The sequence below is a fragment of the Chitinophaga pendula genome (assembly GCF_020386615.1).
Classification (GTDB): domain Bacteria; phylum Bacteroidota; class Bacteroidia; order Chitinophagales; family Chitinophagaceae; genus Chitinophaga; species Chitinophaga pendula.
Genome location: NZ_CP077769.1, coordinates 1709301 through 1730254 on the forward strand (window position 1 = coordinate 1709301; position 20954 = coordinate 1730254).

A 20954-nucleotide genomic window follows, 5' to 3' on the forward strand; every position below is an offset into this window, starting at 1 on the left:
AGATGTTTCACAAATAGTAATGACGCCGATAGCTAACCGAAATTACTCGTATTTAAACGCATTGACTAATTTAATTGTTTTCCAAAGCAACCTCATCTTCAAATAAAGACATCCGAAAATCGCTGATATAAATCCAGTACACCCTATCGGTATCAATGGGGAATATCAAAGTAGTAATGTAACCTATAGCGAGGTGTGTACAATTTTCCCTGGAACGCCGTTTGTGTAAACAGAGTATATATTTATAAAGTACCTTTATTAGTGAATATGCTGAAGCAGTCATGGTGAAACCTGTTCTATTCAAGTGCCCTTTGGTAGGTAAAACTAAATGGATAGAGAGGCTTTATGCTGATTAAAAATATTCGGAAATATGAAATCCGCAATTAATCCTAATGTCAGAAATTACGTCTCCAACAGCATAATGGGCAAGTTGATCAGTGAATTCGACTGGTCGAAAACCCAGTTGGGGGACTACAGGGAGTGGTCTGAAAGCTTAAAAAACCTTGTAAATATAATGTTAGTTAACCCATTTCCTATGCTACTCTGGTGGGGAGAACGTTATATTCAAATCTACAATGATGCATATATTCCCATACTTGGCCTCAAACATCCCTCCCCAGGATTGGGCCGTCCTGGTTATGAATGTTGGGATGAAATATGGTCTGTAATTGGCCCGTTGATAGATACACCATTTGAAGGCGGTGCAGCAACCTGGATGGACGATATCCTGCTTAAGGTTAATCGGAATAATTTTGTTGAAGAAACACACTTTACCATCGCTTATAGCCCGGTACCGGACCCATCTGCCGCGAATGGTATAGGTGGAGTGTTGGCCACTGTAAACGAAACTACAGGAGAAGTGATAGGAAAACGTCAGACCGAAACCTTGCGGAAATTAGGAGAAGGGATCAATTCCCCTTCTTCCATCGATGATCTTTATTCACAGGCTGCCTCGATCCTGCAGGAGAATAACTTCGATATTCCGTTTGTTTTCATTCACAAAATTGACGCTGGTACAAAAGCATATTTGGTTACTGCCGCCGGAATTCATAAGGACCACCCCGGGCTACCGCGGGAAATAGACCTGACTGATGATCATTTGGTATGGCACGACTTGATTCGGTCTGTAAAAGAAAGTAATTTGATTGTAGCTGAAGACAATCAAATAATAGCAGATATACCTACCGGCATATGGGATACCTGTCCCACACAGTTTGTTTATCTCCCTATCAGAGAAGCAAAAAGGGGCGCTCCGATTGCTATCGTGACACTGGCATTGAATCCTTACCGCAAATTTGACGCATCCTATCGCAACTTTGTACAGTTCATCGCAGACCAGATTTCTTCAGGAGTAACGAATGTCCTCGCTTTTGAAAAAGAAAAGCAAAGAGCAGAGACATTGACAGAACTGGATAAAGCCAAAACTGCCTTTTTTGGAAATGTCAGCCACGAATTCCGGACACCGCTCACACTAATGTTAGGTCCACTCGATGAACTACTCACACAAAAACAGGACAAAGTCGTGGCAGAACGGGAAGTAATTTCCCTTATTCAAAGGAATGGCCTGCGCCTTCAAAAGCTGGTGAATACCCTGCTCGATTTCTCGAGAATTGAAGCTGGGCGTATGCAAGTGACATTTAAGCCGGTAGATATTTCTAAATTAACCTGCGATCTGGCAAGTAATTTTAAGTCCGCCACAGAAAAAGCAGGACTGGAGCTCGAAATAGACTGTCCACCTTTTTCAGAACCCATTTATCTGAATGAAGAAATGTGGGAGAAAATTGTATTGAATCTTCTCTCAAATGCCTTCAAATTTACATTCGAAGGGAAAATATCCGTCCGGCTGGAAATGTTACCGGATACATTTACATTGACCGTTGCAGATACCGGTATCGGTATATCCAGGGAAGATCAGGAACATATATTCGAGCGTTTCTACCGCGTATCGCAAGCTCGTTCTCGATCTTTTGAAGGCAGCGGGATAGGACTGGCGCTGATAAGTGAACTTGTTAAACTACATGCTGGAAGTATCCATCTGAATAGTGAATTGGGAAAAGGAACCACCTTTACCGTTCATATTCCACGGGGAAAAGCACATCTTCCAAAAGAACAGACGACAAGTGATATAATACCGCAGCTATCAACATCCATAAAGGCAAATGGTTTTATCGAAGAAGCATTGAGATGGTTCCCTGATGAAGTGAACGTACGCCAAACACTCCATCCTGATAACGATCAACAGACACCAGAAAAACCTGTTGTCGTACTGGCAGATGATAATGCCGATATGCGTGATTACATCAAAGGTATACTCGATGAATACTGCAGTGTTTATACTGCCGCAAATGGAAAGGACGCATTCAAACTGATCAATGAAATAAAGCCTGATCTCGTCCTGTCAGATATTATGATGCCGGAACTTAACGGACTGGAATTGCTGGAGATGCTGAGGCAGGACCCGTCTTTAAAAGCGATACCCATTATCCTGCTTTCCGCCCGCGCAGGGGAAGAAGCAAGAATTGAAGGGCTTCAAGGCGGTGCAGACGATTACCTGACCAAACCCTTTACAAGAAATGAGCTTGTTGCCAGGGTAAATTCCAACATTCAGCTTTCGAATATCAGGAAAGAAATTGAAGGAGCGATTCGTCAAAGTGAATCAAGACTCCGTGCGCTTGTAATCGCCACCTCTGATGTAGTCTATCGGATGAATCGGGACTGGACAATCATGAGCCAGCTGGATGGACGGAATTTCCTTCAGGATACAGGAACACCACTTTCCGACTGGCAGAATAAATATATTCATCCAAGAGACCAGGCACGCGTTTGGGGAGTAATCCGGGAAGCAATCGAAACCAAAAGTTTATTTCAGTTGGAACATCAGGTGATCCGGGCTGATGGATCGTTAGGATGGACGTTTTCCAGAGCAGTACCCATCTTTGACCGCCAGGGTGATATTGTAGAGTGGTTCGGTGCAGCCACCGATATCTCAGACAGGAAACTGTACGAAGCCGACCTGGAACGCCGTGTAGCTGACCGTACAAAAGCATTGAATGAAGCCAATGCTGCCCTAAGAGTTTCAAACGATGACCTCCAACAATTTGCCCATGTAGCCAGTCATGACTTGAAAGAGCCTGTCAGGAAAATCAAAACATTTACCTATCGCCTGATGGATGATGAGCAGATTGTTAAATCTGAAAAAGGAAAATATTATCTGGATAGAATACTTAATTCCGCCGAGCGGATGTCAACAATGATTGATGGTGTACTTACCTATTCTTCTTTGAATGGCGCCAGCGTCGAATTCGAAAATGTAAACCTGAATACCGTCATAGAAGATATAAAAGGAGACCTGGAATTACTGATTCAACAAAAGGAAGGGACGATAAATAGTGCAGGCCTCCCCGTGATCGTTGGCAGCCGCTTACTTTTGTATCAATTATTCTACAATCTTATTAGTAACTCCCTGAAATTTTCCCACCCTGAAAGATCGCCCGTAGTAGAGATTAACTGGACTATTGACCATGCAAACAAGCCTGGTAGTCACAGGATCACGGTAAAAGATAACGGGATTGGATTTGAACCTGCTTATAACCACTTGATTTTTGAAACATTCTCCCGCCTGAATACAAAAGATCTCTTCGATGGCACCGGGCTGGGATTGTCATTGTGTCAAAAAATCGTTGAACGACATAATGGCTCTATTCATGCAAATGGCAAAAAAGGAGAAGGCGCGATTTTTACCATCGAAATCCCAGTCATCGGCAATCCATAACAGTCCTATGCCATTCCCAACCAGTCATCTTGATAAAAGATGACTACCTATATAACGATTGGAATTTATCTCTCCACTCTTCATGCCAATCTAAAATAGCTTCCAGTGGCTGAGAAAGACTCCGCCCAAAATCCGTTAACGAATATTCTACTCGGGGTGGCACCTCAGGATAAACCATCCGTTCCACCATCTTCAGACTCATTAGTTTTCGGAGTGATTCATTTAGCATCTTCGGCGATATACCGTGGATCTGTTGTAACAATTCACTATTCCGTTTAGTCTCCTGCATCAGAGACACCAATACCAGTAAATTCCATTTGTTGGCAAAGATCGAACAGCAGTCATATAATATCGTGTGTTTGTACGCATCAGGCCCTGCAGTTATCGTTCGTTGCAGATCCAAAAATCTTTCACTTTTTTTCTCGTTGCTTTTCATTGTCAGACGCAATTCTTTCGTGAACGTGCTGAAGGAACTTTGACGTGCCTACTTTTCATGATTTAATATTAGCGCTAAATTCGCAATTACTTCAATCAATCCAATGAAAATATTAATATTCGGCCGTGGGGTTATCTCCACACAGTACGCTTATGCCCTCGAAAAAGCACAGCATGTGGTTGAGTTTTATGTAAGAGCCGGAAGAGCAGTACAAGAGATTCCATTGAATATTTACGACAGAGGACAATACATTGACACAACGTGGAAGGTCCGCATGAGGGAAGAGCTACCTTCCGATCACGATTATGACCTGATACTAGTGAGCGTACAACATTATCAGTTCAAAAAAGTGGCTACATTTCTAAGCGACAAAGTCGGCAATGCCACCGTCCTTATTTTTAATAATTGCTGGAATGATCCGCTTAAAGTGGCCGCTACCTTGCCACAACAACAGCTGGCCTGGGGCTTTCCGGTCGCAGCAGGTGGCTTTGACCAAAATGGAATACTGAAAGGTGCATTATTCAGTATGGTGCATTTCGGTACCTTCAATACCACCCCGACCGCAAGAGAAATAGCAGCGCGCCAGATCTTCAAAGCAGCCGGGTTCAAGATTAAAGAACACAAGGATTTCAGGAGCTGGTTATCCATTCACTTTGTGGTCAATGCAGGATTCCTCTCTCAGGTATTACGTACAGGGTCTATTAAAAAAGTATTGACTTCAGGAGAAGATATCAAAAGTATTGTCTTGAATGTGAGAGAACTATTCCCGGTTTTACATCAGCGGGGGATTGCTGTAAAAGGAGAGGCGGCAATCTTTAAATTACCGCCATGGCTGATAAGTATCCTGGTAACTGCTATGATCAAGCTCAATCCCGTTTTTAAATATTCATTAATGAATCATGCTAATCCGGAAGAGATCAAGGCATTTTGCCGCGATGTACTGGCGGAAGCTAACGAAAAAGGGATTAATGTACCAAGATTGACAGCGATCACCTCTTTATTATAGCTTCGCCTGTGTAAAGGCTAATAGCGCGAGTTCTATAGATAGAACGGGTTCCTGCGCATGCAGGAAGCACGTCTATTATTGCCCCGTACCAATTGTTGTATAATTAATAGGGAACCAACGATACCCTTTGCCTGACTTGCTTATATGACCTATGCCAGGAAAGGAAAGATGTGCACTTGCTACCCAATACTTCCCTTTGGCAGCCTCCAGATAGGCCTTTTTACGCGTTTGAGCAGCCGCCGCAGGATCAACATCATATACAATCGTAACACCCGGCTCGGCAAATTGCACCGCTGCTGAATGCATGATATCTCCCCAGAAAACGATCTTTTCCCCTTGACTGATTACCTGGTAAAAACTATGTCCCGGGGTATGACCGGGTGCTGCTATGGGAAGAATACCTGGAAAGAGCTCCTTCCCGTATTCATAAGCCATGATCTTGCCGGCTTTCGCATAGGGTAGCAGCTTAAGCCGTGCCTGATCGAAATACGTCTTTAACCGCGCGGGAGCTTTCGCATATTGTGCATCACTTAACCAATAATCAGTTTCCCTTTTGCTAACATAAATAGTGGCATTGGGAAATACCATCTTATCTCCGTCCATTAAACCTCCCGTATGGTCGGTATGTATGTGCGTGATTAATACCGCATCGATTTGCGACGGATCATAACCGGCACGCCTCATATTGGCAGGCAGGTATCCCAGTGTCGGACCATACAGTTCCGAAGTCCCCGCATCCACCAAAATGAGTTTACCGTCGACCTTGATCAGAAATGCATTCACAGAGGCCGTTACAACCGGTGTCTGGAAATTTTGTGCAGTCAGCCTTTTAACCGCTCCGGGGCGGACATTAGTGAGTAATTGAGAAAGATCCTGCAGAACACTACCGTCCGAAAAGGCAATGATTTCCATCTCACCAAACTGCATATGATAGCTGGATGGCTGAAGAAATGGTGGAATGGACTCCTGCGCAAAAGTAACAGGTAAAGATAGTAGCTGGATAACCAGCACGAGCATAAAAGTATAACCTGATCTGAAAAAAATACGATTAACATTGAAATTTATCATTGTCATGTTTTTTTGAGGGCACAAAACTATCCCAACAGCCGTTACACAACAAGTACGTACTTTATTATAGCATAGGGCTAAAATTATCTCTATAGTCCATCTCACTAATAGTCCTTAATTTTGATGTCTTAACGTAGATGGATATGGTGGAAAGAAAGATACCTAAAGACCTGGATTGCGGAATGGCAATGATCATGGAAATTATTGGCGGAAAGTGGAAACCCTGTCTTATCTATAATATCTGGAAGGGATATAACAGACCCAGCCAGTTACAGCGGCTGAATCCAAAGGCAAGCAGACGGGTGTTGTATCAGCAACTCATGGAGTTGGAAGAGTATGGTATTGTTACGCGTATCATTTATCCGGTAGCGCCACCGAAGGTAGAATATTGTCTGACAGAACTGGGCAATTCATTGCTGCCGGTTATCAATTTGATGGAGAATTGGGGGACACAATATTTAAAAAAGCCGGGAAAAAGACCTGCTTTGGAAATACCCTCCTGAACGCTATTATTTTTCGTTATAAATTGCCAATAAACAAAGCGATATGTATTTTACCTGCTTACCCGACCATACGGAGCCGGGATTCAATGAGTCGCAGCATTTCAGCAAGTTTAAAAAGCACAATATCATTTTTAATGCAGAAAGTAGCGAAAGCTTTTGTGATGACCATGTAGGATGCCTGTCCATTAAAACGATATTGAATGGCGAAGAATGTTACGGAATAGATGGCCGCCAGTTGATGGTACGGCCAGGATTATTCCTGGTGCTAAACAATGATCAGCGCTATTCCTGCCGTATCAGCAGCAAGGAAAAGGTAAGGAGCCTGTCCATTTTCTTCAGAACAGAATTCGCAGCGTCAGTGCTGTTCGATATTTCCCATACAGAAGATTCTCTACTGGAATATCCCTTTCCGGAAAGTAAGGCCCTGCCCGAATTCTTCCAGACCCTGCAATATATAACACCAGATATGGGCTTTCAGCTATCAGCCCTCCTAAGGCTGTTGGAGACAAAAGGGTATCATAAAACAATGACGGATGAATGCCTGGTATTTTTATTACGTAACCTGATAGAGCTCCACCGATCGGATAAAAAGCGTGTAAGTAATATAATGGCAATTAAAGCCACGACGAGACAAGAGATCTATAGACGATTGTGCATCGCAAAGGATGTATTACATTCTTCCTGCCAGGAAGACCTGGACTTGAATAAAGTAAGTGCCGAAGCATGTATGTCTGTTCCTCAATTGGTCAGACAGTTTAAGTCCGCTTTCCAGACTACTCCGCATCAATACCTCACCAGGATCCGGCTTGAGCAGGCAGCCGGTCTATTACAGCGATCAAATGAACCTGTGCATGATATCGCATGGAAGTGTGGATTTGAAAGCGCAAGTGCCTTCAGCCGGATATTCAAAGCTGCATATGGTATACAGCCTACCAGCTTCCGGAAAGGACATAAAAATTGAGCATTTTTGCACGATACCCCAACGATATTGAACCTGTGTAGCACAGAAAAACATGTCACTCCCATATACTCCGCCAACTTTTTTAGTACATGCAGCCGATGACGATGTCATCCCTGTTAAAAACTCCCTTATATTTTTCAACTCCCTGCTAGTCGCTAACGTGAAAGCAGAAATGCTCATTGTCCAATCAGGAGGTCACGGATTCGGTATAAATGACTTAAACAGTGGCAATAACTGGTTTAAACTGTTCAGAAAATGGATGGCCGAAAATGGCTTCTGACAAAAAATCCCCCGAAGCACTTTACACTTCGGAGGAAAATTAACTTAAAAATTAAGATCACCTTTTCTTCCTACATCCATCTTTTGATCGGAAACAGCACTAAGAGCTACTTTAAAAAAGGTAACCAGTTTGTTAGTTTTATTGTCCCAATAATGCGCCTCCGAAGGAGTAACCCTGAGTACCCGGATACGAGGGTCTTCCTTCCCTTTTTCAAACCAGGCCTCAATCATCTTATTCCAGTATTTGTCTATCCTGGCGGTGTCTCTGGATACTTCAGCGGTACCATTAATACTAAGGAAGTTGTAGTCTTTGATATCTGAATATAAAAGACTGACCTTATTGTCATGTTGTATATGCTGGTAGGTATCGCTTTCAGAAGAAAATAAAAACCATATATTACCTTCCTCATCTACTTCCTGTCTGCTCATCGGAACAGCATGCAAATGCCCGCTGTTGATGTTTGAACAAAGCATCCCGATGTCTATTTTGTCAACCAGCTTCTTCAATTTGTCTATGGCCTCCTGGCTATGTAAGTTCTCTGTACTCATAATGTAGACTTTGTAGTTAAAAATTCGACTGAAGAAAGTGGTTCAAATACTATGCCGCCGCAATACCCGTAGAGATCGGATACTTTAAGAAGTAAAGTTGTGAGTAAATTCCTTATATTGTAGAACTATCTTTCAAACAGTAGAACCCGGTACATACATTTACTAACATCCTTAAAACCCCAACTGCTTCTGTATGCATTCTCGTCGTTATTTCCTGCAAAAAATTGCTGCTGCCTCCGTTGCACTACCATTTCTACCATTGTATAGATCGCTGGGCAGCCCCGTCCTGGAAACTGCTGCTTCAGATAAGATATTACGGGTAGCGATCTGTGGCTTGGGTAGTTATGGCACCCGGGTGGCAGAAGCAATGCAATCCAGCAAAAGAGCTAAACTGGTAGGCGTCATTAGTGGCACGCCTTCAAAGATCAAGGATTGGCAAACAAAATATAATATACCAGAGAAGAACTGCTATAATTATGACAACTTTGATAAAATAAAAGATAATCCGGATATAGATGCAGTATATGTAATCACGCCAAACTCACTGCACCACGACCAGGTCATCCGGGTAGCCAAGGCTGGCAAACATGCGATCTGCGAGAAACCAATGGCCCTAAATGAAAAGGATGGGCATGAAATGATAGCCGCCTGCAAAAAAGCTGGTGTTAAATTGCTGGTAGGCTATCGCATGCACTTCGAACCCAAAACCCTGGAAATTGTACGGATGCGCAAAGATGGAGAGTTCGGCAAACCCCTGTTCTTCCAGGGACTCAGCGGCTTTAAAATAGGAGATCCCACACAATGGCGCCTCAATAAACAATTGGCCGGCGGCGGTGCAATGATGGACATTGGCATCTATTCGATCAATGGTGCCCGCTATATGATAGGAGAAGAGCCGGTATGGGTAACCGCACAGGAAACAAAAACAGATCCCGCCAAATTCCGCGAAGGAGTAGATGAAACAATACAGTTTCAGCTCGGATTCCCGGGTGGAGCAGCAGCCTCCTGCCTGTCTACGTATAATATGGATCACCTGGACCGCTTCTTCCTGAATGGAGAAAAAGGATTTGCGGAACTAATGCCCGCAACAGGTTATGGTCCCATCAAAGGACACACTCATAAAGGAGAAATCACTCATCCCCATGTGGCCCATCAGACCATTCAAATGGATGAAATGTCAGCCCTCATCTTCGATAACAAACAACCTGTCATCCCCGTTGATGGTGAAGAAGCCGTAAAAGACCTGAAAATAATAGACGCCATCTACGAAGCCTGCCGCACAGGCAAAAAGATACCACTCAAATGGTAAGGTTATAATTCAATGGATATTGTCAGGAAGCAATAACTGGCAATATCTATTGTTATATAATAATATCACCCAAATATATACGTACGTCCCCAAAAAAGATGAATGCATTCCCACTGCATCCAATTCGGGTACTTTCAACAGTAGTAGCACCCTAGGAACACCCTAGGAACACCCAAACTGACAGTAACCTATAATAAATAATGTATCTGTAAACCAAAATCCCATAATATGAAAAAGTATATCCTTTTTTTATTGATACTATTTCCAGTCTTATTCTACTCTTGCCAAAAATCAGATAAGAAAGACAGTCCCGCCGAAAGAATGCCGGATCAGATTGTTAGCAAGCTGAAAGCCGCCGGCTTTAACCTGAGTGAAGGCTTAATGCGATTTAAAGACGGATATCTGGTAGAACACGATATATACCTCACCAACGAACAAATCCTGGCATTACCTGCGGCTAAAGACAGCAAATCTCCGCAAACGGAACATTATAGTACAGATAATCTGGTCGCCATCAGTGCTGGCACCAGGACCATACGGGTGTTTATGGACGGTGGATTTGGCCCATATATGCAGCAGGCCTTCGATGCCGCATTGGCCAGGTATAATGAACAACACCTCAACCTGGTATTCGAACGTGCCGCAACTGCTGCCCAGGCAAATATCAGTATCCTAGCCTTTTACCAGGTAGGCCCGATATTAGGTTATAGTGCGGGATTTCCAAGTGGTGGTAATCCCGCTAGCCCTATCAGCCTCAATACCTTCTATTATAACGATGGCGCTTCAAGAGCAGATGCGACCACGACGATTGCTCATGAGATTGGGCATGCCATCGGCTTCAGACATACCGACTATATGAACCGCGCCTATAGCTGCGGTGGCGGTGGTAACGAAGGTGGTGCCGGTGTAGGTGCGAATCCGATTTGGCCTTCACCAACCGATCCTACTCCTGATTCCTGGATGCTCGCCTGTTCCAATAATACAGATCGTCCCTTTACATTGGAGGACCGGATCGCATTGGTAGCACTATATCCGGGAGCGTATCCCGGTGATGTAGCCCCGGTCGGAAAAATCATTTCACTGCGCTCCGCCAGCCTTAACAAATTTGTTTGTGCAGAGCATGGTGGCGACGAGCCACTGTTGGCAAACAGAGATGTAGTGGAACTGTGGGAACAATTCAGGGTAATAGACCTGGGTAGTGGATTGATCGCCTTGCAGGCTGTCGTAAATAATAGGTATGTATGTGCAGAAAATGCAGGACTGTACCCGTTGATCGCTAATAGACAAGCAATAAGCACATGGGAACAATTCCGTTGGATCAACAACAGTGACGGTACCATCAGCCTGCAAGCCGTCGTAAGTAATAGCTATGTATGCGCAGAACATGACGGTGGCGCCTATCTAAACGCCAATAGACCCGCAATTGGTGACTGGGAAAAATTTTACTGGCAGGAAGTGCAGTAAAATATCATATAACAATTGACAACATCATAGGCTACCCGAAAAGGTAGCCTATTTGTTTACTGAAAAAATATACTGTATCCTTGCATCCTCAATTCAACTACAGTGTTAACAAACATCACATACCATACGGCGTTAAACGCAAGTACTGTCATCAGGGCAGTAATTGCCAGTACCTGTATCGTCTTTATTTAAGACGGGGAGGCAGCCTTGCACCCGTATATGATTGATGATCACTCCCATACTTCTTTATATTTATTATAAATGCCACAGCCTTCCAGGCTGTGGAGTAAGTTTGCTGTATCTCCCCTGAACAATCACCTTCATTTTATTTTATTAATAGCATGATGCTCCTGATCATTAAAACATTGATTATCGTAATTTGACAAACAAAAAGGCTTTACATCATTGTAATGTCTTTTTCAACACATCATTCACATTGCAGGCGTCTACCATTACCTTTACATTGTATGCATTGGCAGACTTTTCTTTTGCAGATGTCGCCAAATGACTTACTAATTTCCGGGTGAGTTATTGATGGGATAATAAAGGTCTGCTACCTTGCGTCGTAAAATGATAAACCATGAAAATAAAGACGATGAAAGTATGGCTATGCCTGCTATTTTTTGTAGCAGCCACCAATGTGGCGGTAGCACAAAGTAAACCCAAAACACCCACATTCGTATTGGTGCACGGTGCATGGCATGGTGGTTGGTGCTGGCAACCCGTTACGACCCGTTTACAAGCTACCGGCAGTATTGTATACACCCCCACACTAAGTGGGCTGGGAGAATATAAACATCAGCTATCTTCCTCCATAGACCTTAACACGCATATCAATGATATCGTACATTTTATTGAAATGCAGGATCTCTCAGAAGTGATCCTGGTCGGACATAGTTACGCCGGCGCCGTTATTGCCGGTGTGGCAGATCGGATCCCGGGCAGATTGAAAAAACTGGTGTTCCTGGATGCACTTTTAATAGAAAACGGCAAAAGTTTATCGGATTATCTGCCAAAGGAGATGAGAGAAGAGAGGAAACGACAGGCAGCAATGACAAAAGGGCTGAGCATACCTCCACTACCAGCCAGTATTTTCGGGGTCAAAGATCTGGCAACACGCAAATGGGTGGATGAACGGCTGACCCCACAACCCTATAGGAGCTTCACCCAGCCACTGATATTAAAGCATCCGTTTGGTAATAAACTGCCGCTGATTTACGTCGCCTGCCTCGATGAACAGCTATCTGTACTAAAACAGTTTGATGAAAAGACCCGCAACAATAAAGATTGGGAATTTTACAGTCTCGATACCGGCCACGACGCTATGATCACCGCCCCAGATCAACTGGCAACCTTACTACTGCGTATCAACACACCTTGATCATATTTTCAGTAGCCGCTCCAGCTCTTCCAGCAACGCTATCTGACGCTCATTGATCAGTCGCCGGGCTGTGCTTTTATTAAACCAGCCGGCTTTATCAATTTCCGGAAAGCTTTGCTGCCTGCCGGAGCGGGGCGGCCATTCTATTGTAAAGGTATTACTGCGTATATTATCTGCATCAGGAGAAGATTCGATCGCCCAACAAGTGATATGTTTACCACCTTTTTGTAGGATAGGTGTTAAAGCAATAAATTGCCCTTTAAGTACATAACCAGTCTCTTCTTCAAACTCACGGATAGCGGCCGCCAGCGGATCTTCCGCTACCAGGTATTCCCCCTTGACGATTGTCCACCACCCAGCTTCTTTGCGTGCAAAGAAAGGTCCGCCTGGGTGTACCAGGAAATATTGTAGCTCCCCATAGTGTTGACGATAAGGAAGTAAACCTGCACTTCGTTTCATATCAAGACATAAACTTGTTATTTTCGCATAATGCGAAGGAGTGCCGCCCTGACAGATAACACCCCCATCACGAGGATTAGTCAATCCTTTACCTGGTATGACGCAATAATTTTCTTTAGATCAATACCTTTTCCAAGCACTGGTTTGAATATATCGCTGTCACTCTGTAGTCGCTCCAATGCATTGAAGATGTTAAAGTCTTTCATTTTCATCCCCGCTCTTACCTCATCCCAGTGCAATGGCATACTAACTGTAGCACCGGGTTTGGGACGCAGGGAATAAGGTGCTGCAAGTGTCGCATGCGGCCGGTTTTGCAGAAAGTCGAGATACATCTTCCCCTTTCGTGCACTGACGATCCGCTCAAGTGTTGTAAAGGCCGGTAGCTGACGATGTACAAGCGTAACTACCCCCCGCGCAAATTCCTGACATTGATCATACGTATACTTGTTCCCTAATGGGATATAGATATGCAATCCGGTTGATCCACTGGTTTTACAATAAGACACTACGCCCATATCATCTAGTACAGCCTTCGTCATCCTCGCAGCCTCAATCACCTGATCAAAAGTCTGTTTATCCGGGTCCAAGTCGATCATTGCCCAGGAAGGATGATCTGGTTTCCTGATCGTACTACTCCAGGGATGCATCTCAATACAACCGAAGTTGACCATGTACAGTAGCGTCGCTTCGTCGTTACATAACAAATAGTGTTTCTGCTCCTCATCACCTTCACTGAAATATCCGTAGGTCTCCATCCAGTCCGGCACTTTCCCGGTAACATCTTTCTGATAAAACGATTTGCCGTCGATACCATTTGGGAAACGATTCAATGATTGCGGACGATCCTTTAAGTAAGGAAGTATGTAAGATGCTACCTGATAATAATAATTGATCAGATCCCGCTTGCTGATTTTTTCTTTCGGCCAGAATACCTTATGCAAATTAGTGAATTTTAGTTCATGACCACCAATCTTACGTACCTGCGTTACATCTTTCGGATTGAGTAATGTACGGCGTGTACCACCAGCCGCGGGCATAAGCAGAAGAGCGCTCGCATCGGCGGTTTTAACAATGGCAGCTGTTGCTGTCTCTTTTTCCAACACTACATCACTCGGCTGTTTGTCTTCTAGCAACCCCTCAAAAGAAGCATGACGCATCACACCATCATTGGTGATCTCCGCAAAACTTACCTCGCAGATTAGCAATGGTCGTAACCAGGTAACCTCTGCCTTAGGCGGATGAGGCCGGAAACGACTGGGCTTATTATAATCCGGCTCCTTATCAAAAGGTACCTTATTGACTTCTAGTCGCTTGAATTGCTGCAATAATAACTTTTGTTGCTGCACACTCCAGCCAGTACCTGTTTTGCCAGAATAGACTAGTTTACCCTTTCTATACACACCCAGTAGCAACGCACTGAATGGTTTGCTACTTCCCTCATTACGCGTATAACCGCCAATAATGACTTCTTGTCGTTTGTTGGCTTTTATCTTGAGCCAGTCCTTCGTTCGTTCACCTGTATGATAAGTGCTATTGCAACGTTTGGCAATGATCCCTTCCAACGACATGTTACGGGCTGCTGCCAGAAACGCGGTACCATCGGTATGAAAATCATGACTGTAATAAAGTATATCGCTTACAGGAAGAAGCTGCTGTAGCATGACTTTCCGCTTTTCGAGCGGCAGACCTCTTAGATCATACCCTTTATACCACAACAGATCGAAAATATAATAACGTAACGTACCATCCGCCTCACTTCGCCAGTTCTGCAACTGCCCGAAATCAGCTTTGCCAGTTTCATCTACCACCACTACTTCGCCATCTACTATAACATCAGCTCTCCATTGCTGCAAAGCTTGATAAACAGTATAAAATTTTTCATTGAAAGACTTATCATTGCGTGACTTCAACTCCAATATCTGCTTATTCTTGAAAGTAATGACGCGATAACCGTCCCACTTCACCTCATAAAGCCAACCAGGCTGATCGAAGGGTTTGTCAACGAGTGTAGCTAGCATAGGTGATAATGAGGTGAAAAATGGTATCCGTGGAAGTCCTTTAAGCAATGTCGTGATAACAACCTTTTTACCAGGGACAGCGACTTTATCCTTTATGGACAATTTTGTCCGCGTTCTCTTTGCGTCAGCAAGATGCCCTTTTTTCTCTCGCTTGCCGGCAGGTCTTTTATTGGTAGCCTGCTTGGCCCCGTTTTTCTTGGAATTCACATGGCTCATCTCTCAGCTTTTAGTAGAACTACAGGAAATACCATGCCGGAATGACTTGCACATCAGGCCGGTAGACTATTGGATACCCCTTCTTTTTACCTTAAATTGTATGGGATGATACCGGTGTCAAACACAGTTTGATGCTTGCTCTTCAAAATGGAAACCAATTTAAAAAGCACCCAATGGAGAAGATTACCGCCAACGATCCGCGTTATCCTGACCTCGCAGGAAAAAGATTCAACAAACGTTTTTCGGGAAAACCGGAATACATTTGCCTGCCTACCACTACTGTACAGGTAGTAGAGGCGGTTCAGGAAGCCGTAGACAACAATAAACGCCTGGTCGTCCGAAGTGGAGGCCATTGTCTGGAAGGATTTGTAACCGACCCTGCCATTCAGGTGGTGCTGGACCTATCATTGATGACAAACATTGCTTACGATACGGACAAGTCCGCCTTCATGGTCGAAGCAGGCGCCACAGTAGGAGAGATGTATCGCAGGTTATTTCTGGGATGGGGAGTGGTCGTACCCGCAGGAGAACATCCGGGTATCGGTGTGGGAGGCCACGTAGTAGGAGGCGCTTTCGGCTTCATTTGCAGGGAGTACGGCCTCGCTGCTGACTACCTGTATGGCGTCGAGGTAGTCACCGTCAACACATCCGGTAAAGCGCAGCGTGCAATCGCCACTCGTAACACAAACGATCCCAATAGGGAACTCTGGTGGGCACATACCGGCGGTGGCGGTGGTAACTTCGGTATCGTTACCCGCTACTGGTTCAGGACGCCGCTTAACACCGGATCAGATCCCTTTACAGCCTTACCCCCGGCGCCAGCAGCAGTAACGACCTTCCGGGTTGCATGGGACTGGAAAAATATCGATAAAGCATCGTTTACCCATCTTATCAGATATTTCGGAGAATGGTGCCAGCAAAACAGCGGGCCCGACTCTCCTTACAGACAACTGTTTAGCTTGCTATTCCTTAATCATCGCAATATCGGGACCTTGGAAATGAAAGGGGGGGCTACAGGCCCCGCAGCCAAACAATTGATAGAAGAACACCTTGCGGCTATTGCAGACCCTCTTGGATTATCATACACCCCGCAGATCGAAGAATTGCCCTGGTTACGTTTTGCCTTGAATCCATTTCCTGAATTATTCCAACCCGGATTCGATGATGCAAAAGCTAAAATAAAGGATGCCTTACTACGTCGGCCTCTCGATGATAGCCAGATAGCAACCGCTTACAAATACCTGACAATGGAAGGGAATATGGGAGTACTCGGGATGGCCACCTACGGAGGCAAGGTCAATGCCATCGCACCGGCAATAACGGCTTCCGCACAACGGGATTGTATCCTCGATATTGCTTGTAATACAGGATGGGGAGATCCGGCAGAAGAAGCATCCGCTGTCGCATGGGTACGCCATTTTTATCGCGAACTATTCGCTCATACTGGTGGCGTGCCTGTTCCCAACGAACAAGCCGGCGGCGCCATGATCAATCACCCGGACACCGACCTCGCCGATCCGGAATGGAATAAGTCAGGTGTACCCTGGCATGCCTTGTATTACAAAGAGAACTATCCAAGACTACAGAAAGTTAAAAATCAATGGGATCCGCTGAATATATTTCATCATGCGTTGTCAATAAAGGCAGTTGATCAGTAAATTTGGAAAATATGGATATTATGAACGGCCTGGAACGACGGACTGCATAGTTGACAAAGAACAAGGTGATAAAGAAGCCAATATCATTGACGTCATACACAACCTGACACATCTCGAAATAGATTTTCCACCGACAGAGGAGCTGTAACAATGGAACACCACTTACACACTAAAAAGACACCCTGGCAATTTTTGCCAGGGTGTCTGCTGCTCTGATAACAGGGCTCGAACCTGTGTCCACCCGGTCCAAGAGCCAGGCGCTCTGCCACTGAGCTATATCAGAGACCGTACAAACATATTAATTTTTCTCCGGAAAGATCCGCTGACCTCCCTTACCGGAAAAATATTTACTTCTTTTCAGCATAGCGGCGATGTAAGGATTGGAAATACTAACACCGTACACCAGCTCAGGAGTAGGGGTAAAAGGCACTACCCCATGAGTTTTTGGGGCTATCCAGCCGGATTGTTCAGCATGCAGACCCGCACCCTTACAATGTTGTATGATCAGGTCCTTATTACAGGTAGCCCTGTTCGTCAACACCTCCCAGGGTAACGGAACTCCGGCCCATACCGACGTATTGGGATCAAGCTTCCCGCCACTTGCAAAATGCCACGCCGCTACATCCCCTGCAATAAGCCGGAGGACTTTACCAAAACAAACTTCCTCCAGCAACATATCCATGCCCAACGAATAGACCAATTGCATCCAGTTATCCCTCGCCTTATTCCATGCACCAGCCGTATTATTCCATGTGCTGGAATCATTCCCTTTCTTAACGATCATAGTCCGGCGATCAATACTATTACTATACCAGAGCTCCTCTAAAAAGGCAGCTATATCTTGGAGTATAGTGGTCCATTGCCCCAAAAGAATGCCTCGCTGCTTATCCGTCAGTTGCCATAGCACTTCTTGTGTCGCATAGATATGAGAAATGGCCCACCATGCTTCAGCAGAACGGGCTGGGTCCTGCTCAGCCCGCTCTCGCTTATACAGCATAAACAACATATCACAGATCTCATCAAAGGGTCTTTCCTGCTTTTTATTGGTGAATACACTCCTTAGATTGCAACGGGCATTATAATAAGCTATAAAACAAGCAGCATAAATATCTGCTGAAAATGTTTCGAATGAGATCGTATGCCCAAGACCGTGTTTGGCCACTTTCTGGAATGTCAGCTTTTTCGTTTCTCTTAGAATGGTTTGGAGTTTGCGCTCGATCCGTTTTAACATCCGCCACTTTTTATTATAACGGCGTTTTGATATATCCAGTTCCAATATCTCCCGCTCTTCCCGGTTCAGCCGGTCATGCCTGAAATCGTTTTTGCCAACAGTTTTATGAATGATCCCCGCAGCGTGTTGCAAAAAGTTAGTGATATGTATAGGATCATCATAAAGTGCAGCATTATCCTCCTTTAGCTGAAATAAAGCTACAGCCGCCGCCACCTGATGTCCGGCGCCAACTACATTACCAAAATCCTGTAACATAGCCGTATAACCCCAGGCATTCTTCGCCAATGAACCATTAGCTGCTTTTTCCAATATATTTCGTTCAGAAGGACTTAGCTTATCAGCCAATAAATAACGGATCATTTCCGCAATATCTTCCGGCCGTTTCCTCGTCTGCAATGTTTGATATAAAGCTGCAATAGTTGTCATCTGTCCATAAGTTAATTGCTTCATTAACAATATAAATATATAGAAATTACAATCACAGGGTGCTGTACAGCCATTATTCAACGCATATTCGTAGCGGGGAAACTTCTTTTTATTGATCTTATACCTTATATTTATTGACCCGTGTAAGGGGCGTGTTGTTACCCAAAACTGCCAATCCTTAATTGCAAAATAAACCCATGAGAACAATCGCTAGAATTCCCACGTTACTTTTGTCCCTTCTCTTATTGTGTACGTTCACCGCTACGGCACAGCTGGTATGGCCAGCCGGACAACTTTTGCCATCCTTTCCTGCCACTAATCCTACACAGGACCTGATCATCCTACGCGAGTCCTCCTCATTTTGGGAGGCTGAAGGTAGTGCACTGAGTCATAAAACAGGGCGGCTGGAAACCGATGGCTGGCTATGTCAGACAGGTATTGACGCGCCTAATGAACACATGATCTATGGTCCTTACGTTAATAATATCCCCGCAGGACCCAATGTCGCCGAATTCCGGATGAAGATCGACAATAACACAGCAAATGATGACCCAGTAGTAGACATCGATGTCAGAAATGCAACTACCGGCCAGATATTAGCAGCAAAAACATTGACACGTAAACAATTCCCGGTCGCATCCGATTATACCAATTTTACCTTGCCGTTTATAATTCCGGCAAACGACCAATCCATAGAATTACGTGTTTACTGGAGAGGTTCCTCTTACACTAAGGTAGACTGGGTAAGCGTACAACAGAATAATTCTTCTTCGGAAATGTACCTGTTCGCCTCACTAAAGGGTATCGTGAATAGAACAAAACCGCGTATCTTTTCCTACGAAGGAGATGCATTTGCGGAAGGACAGTATACCTGGCTACAATCACTGGGACTTAGCTGGACCGAACCCGCCGATAAATGGAGCCTCATCACCAAATATCGAAATGAAATATCTGGTTTGATCGTATATGATCCTGCACAGATACATACGGTTAACCTGGCTACCGTACTGGCCAAAGACAAAAAAGCATTGATCGTCTCCCCTGCATTGCTTTCACGGCTGACCGCAGCACCTTACAGCCTGCCGGTATTATTGGACCTACGCGGACAATTCAGTAGTAAATTACAGGTATATCAGACATTGTACAATACCTATTGGCCCAATTTGGACCATCGCTTATTAATAGGGCTTAACCCCGATGCACACAAGGCTGCCTTGCGGGAATATGCTACCGCACTGGGTGCTGCCGTTATCTGGCTCGATCCCGATATCGCCGCCGAAAGTGCCTTACTCAATAACTTCCTGTCCACTATGCCTCCGGGATCTAACTATATGGGATGGTGGCCCGCCGAAGCACCGGGCGTTGAAAGAGGTTCAAAATATGGCATCACCACCATCGCCAGCGACTGGGCAACTAACCTGACGGTCCATAGCGGTATGTCCAGAACAGTAAATGTTAAACCCGTACCTGCTAAACCTACCTTGGAGAATAAACTGTATGTAGCCTTCATATTGAGCGATGGCGACAATCTCCAATATGTTGAACACCTGATGCGCAAACTCTGGAGCAATCCCGACCGCGGAGCAGTACCTATTGGATGGACATTGTCGCCAGCCATGCTGGATGCTATGCCAGGCGCCCTCAACTATTATTACCAAAGCGCATCCGGCAATGATAACCTGATTTCAGGCCCTTCCGGTTACGGATATACCTATCCCAATAGCTGGCCGGATCAGACGGCATTGAACAAGTTTGTAATTAAAACAGAAGAATATAATAAACGTGCAGGCTTCCGGGTAATCACCATTTGGAATACTATTACTGGTGGTATCAACCAGAACGTTGGACAGGCATTTGCAGATAATGCTCCTTCCTTACTGGGACTCACTGCGCAAAATACAGGGGGCGGCCTGACCATACACAATGGTAGTAGCGGCAAACTGCCGGCTATGGCACTTTCCTGTAACTACTGTACCAACGAACAAGCGATGAAAGATCATATTGCCTCCGCCTCTTCCGGATGGAACAGGACATCACCCCGCTTTATCATCATACAGGCACAACCGTGGCAAAATGTAACACCCACCAGCTTTAAGAACGTAGCCAATTCGCTCAACGCGGACTATAAAGTAGTACGGCCCGATCACATTTTCCAGCTGATCCGGGAAGCAAACGGTCTTCCAACCAACCCCGCCCGCCGAAGATAGGTGCTTTAAGA

17 protein-coding genes and 1 tRNA gene are annotated in these 20954 nt (G+C 44.8%); 11 read left to right on the forward strand and 7 right to left on the reverse strand.

Annotated features, from left to right (window positions below):
* The first annotated feature begins 370 nt into the window (after positions 1-370).
* The gene (locus KTO58_RS06740; RefSeq protein ID WP_225860097.1) at positions 371-3772 is read left to right on the forward strand and encodes an ATP-binding protein; all 3402 of its coding nucleotides are present in this window, start codon (positions 371-373) and stop codon (positions 3770-3772) included.
* Between the two features lie 43 nt (positions 3773-3815).
* Here KTO58_RS06740 and KTO58_RS28890 read toward each other — a convergent pair whose 3' ends face one another.
* On the reverse strand, positions 3816-4208 hold the full coding sequence (locus KTO58_RS28890; RefSeq protein WP_095840108.1) for a winged helix-turn-helix transcriptional regulator: 393 nt from the start codon (positions 4206-4208) through the stop codon (positions 3816-3818).
* A gap of 103 nt (positions 4209-4311) precedes the next feature.
* Here KTO58_RS28890 and KTO58_RS06750 point away from each other — a divergent pair, with 103 nt between their 5' ends.
* The gene (locus KTO58_RS06750) at positions 4312-5214 is read left to right on the forward strand and encodes a ketopantoate reductase family protein (RefSeq protein WP_095840107.1); all 903 of its coding nucleotides are present in this window, start codon (positions 4312-4314) and stop codon (positions 5212-5214) included.
* A gap of 75 nt (positions 5215-5289) precedes the next feature.
* On the opposite strand, the gene KTO58_RS06755 is transcribed toward KTO58_RS06750, so the two are convergent.
* A complete protein-coding gene (locus KTO58_RS06755; RefSeq protein ID WP_198314994.1) occupies positions 5290-6282 on the reverse strand; it encodes an MBL fold metallo-hydrolase in 993 nt (330 codons plus the stop codon).
* A gap of 143 nt (positions 6283-6425) precedes the next feature.
* Here KTO58_RS06755 and KTO58_RS06760 point away from each other — a divergent pair, with 143 nt between their 5' ends.
* The 3 genes from KTO58_RS06760 to KTO58_RS28895 are packed head-to-tail and all read left to right on the forward strand — an operon-like array spanning position 6426 to position 8026.
* A complete protein-coding gene (locus KTO58_RS06760) occupies positions 6426-6785 on the forward strand; it encodes a winged helix-turn-helix transcriptional regulator (RefSeq protein WP_095841675.1) in 360 nt (119 codons plus the stop codon).
* A gap of 43 nt (positions 6786-6828) precedes the next feature.
* Positions 6829-7746 carry a helix-turn-helix domain-containing protein gene (locus tag KTO58_RS06765; RefSeq protein ID WP_095840106.1) on the forward strand — a complete coding sequence of 306 codons (918 nt, stop codon included), beginning with the start codon at positions 6829-6831 and terminating at the stop codon, positions 7744-7746.
* A gap of 52 nt (positions 7747-7798) precedes the next feature.
* Positions 7799-8026, forward strand: a complete 228-nt coding sequence (locus KTO58_RS28895) for an alpha/beta hydrolase (protein WP_095840105.1) — start codon at positions 7799-7801, stop codon at positions 8024-8026.
* Positions 8027-8070: 44 nt separating this feature from the next.
* On the opposite strand, the gene KTO58_RS06775 is transcribed toward KTO58_RS28895, so the two are convergent.
* Entirely contained in the window at positions 8071-8574 is a 504-nt protein-coding gene (locus tag KTO58_RS06775) for a pyridoxamine 5'-phosphate oxidase family protein (RefSeq protein WP_095840104.1), read from the reverse strand.
* A gap of 193 nt (positions 8575-8767) precedes the next feature.
* Here KTO58_RS06775 and KTO58_RS06780 point away from each other — a divergent pair, with 193 nt between their 5' ends.
* The 3 genes from KTO58_RS06780 to KTO58_RS06790 all read left to right on the forward strand — a co-directional run bounded on the left by KTO58_RS06780 (position 8768) and on the right by KTO58_RS06790 (position 12728).
* Positions 8768-9883, forward strand: a complete 1116-nt coding sequence (locus tag KTO58_RS06780; protein ID WP_095840103.1) for a Gfo/Idh/MocA family protein — start codon at positions 8768-8770, stop codon at positions 9881-9883.
* 228 nt (positions 9884-10111) lie between these two features.
* Positions 10112-11347 carry a M57 family metalloprotease gene (locus KTO58_RS06785; protein ID WP_095840102.1) on the forward strand — a complete coding sequence of 412 codons (1236 nt, stop codon included), beginning with the start codon at positions 10112-10114 and terminating at the stop codon, positions 11345-11347.
* A gap of 580 nt (positions 11348-11927) precedes the next feature.
* Positions 11928-12728, forward strand: coding sequence for an alpha/beta fold hydrolase (locus KTO58_RS06790; protein WP_095840101.1), 801 nt, complete (start codon positions 11928-11930; stop codon positions 12726-12728).
* Here the strand turns inward: KTO58_RS06790 and KTO58_RS06795 are convergent, their stop codons facing one another.
* Together KTO58_RS06795 and ligD are read right to left on the reverse strand one after the other, a co-directional pair.
* The gene (locus KTO58_RS06795) at positions 12729-13187 is read right to left on the reverse strand and encodes an NUDIX hydrolase (protein WP_095840100.1); all 459 of its coding nucleotides are present in this window, start codon (positions 13185-13187) and stop codon (positions 12729-12731) included. It lies immediately after the preceding gene.
* An 80-nt stretch (positions 13188-13267) separates the two neighbouring features.
* Complete coding sequence (gene ligD / locus KTO58_RS06800; RefSeq protein ID WP_225860098.1) at positions 13268-15421, reverse strand: DNA ligase D; 2154 nt, start codon at positions 15419-15421, stop codon at positions 13268-13270.
* 173 nt (positions 15422-15594) lie between these two features.
* Between ligD and KTO58_RS06805 the strand changes: the two genes are divergently transcribed.
* Both KTO58_RS06805 and KTO58_RS06810 read left to right on the forward strand, forming a co-directional pair.
* Positions 15595-17079, forward strand: coding sequence for an FAD-binding oxidoreductase (locus KTO58_RS06805; protein WP_198314993.1), 1485 nt, complete (start codon positions 15595-15597; stop codon positions 17077-17079).
* On the forward strand, positions 17069-17227 hold the full coding sequence (locus tag KTO58_RS06810) for a hypothetical protein (RefSeq protein WP_157753142.1): 159 nt from the start codon (positions 17069-17071) through the stop codon (positions 17225-17227). The genes KTO58_RS06805 and KTO58_RS06810 overlap by 11 nt, the downstream gene beginning before the upstream one ends.
* Positions 17228-17289: 62 nt before the next feature.
* On the opposite strand, the gene KTO58_RS06815 is transcribed toward KTO58_RS06810, so the two are convergent.
* Both KTO58_RS06815 and KTO58_RS06820 read right to left on the reverse strand, forming a co-directional pair.
* Positions 17290-17362 (reverse strand) — tRNA-Lys (locus tag KTO58_RS06815).
* A 15-nt stretch (positions 17363-17377) separates the two neighbouring features.
* On the reverse strand, positions 17378-18760 hold the full coding sequence (locus tag KTO58_RS06820) for a hypothetical protein (RefSeq protein ID WP_198314992.1): 1383 nt from the start codon (positions 18758-18760) through the stop codon (positions 17378-17380).
* Positions 18761-18933: 173 nt separating this feature from the next.
* Between KTO58_RS06820 and KTO58_RS06825 the strand changes: the two genes are divergently transcribed.
* A complete protein-coding gene (locus KTO58_RS06825; protein ID WP_225860099.1) occupies positions 18934-20943 on the forward strand; it encodes a GxGYxYP domain-containing protein in 2010 nt (669 codons plus the stop codon).
* Positions 20944-20954: the final 11 nt, after the last annotated feature.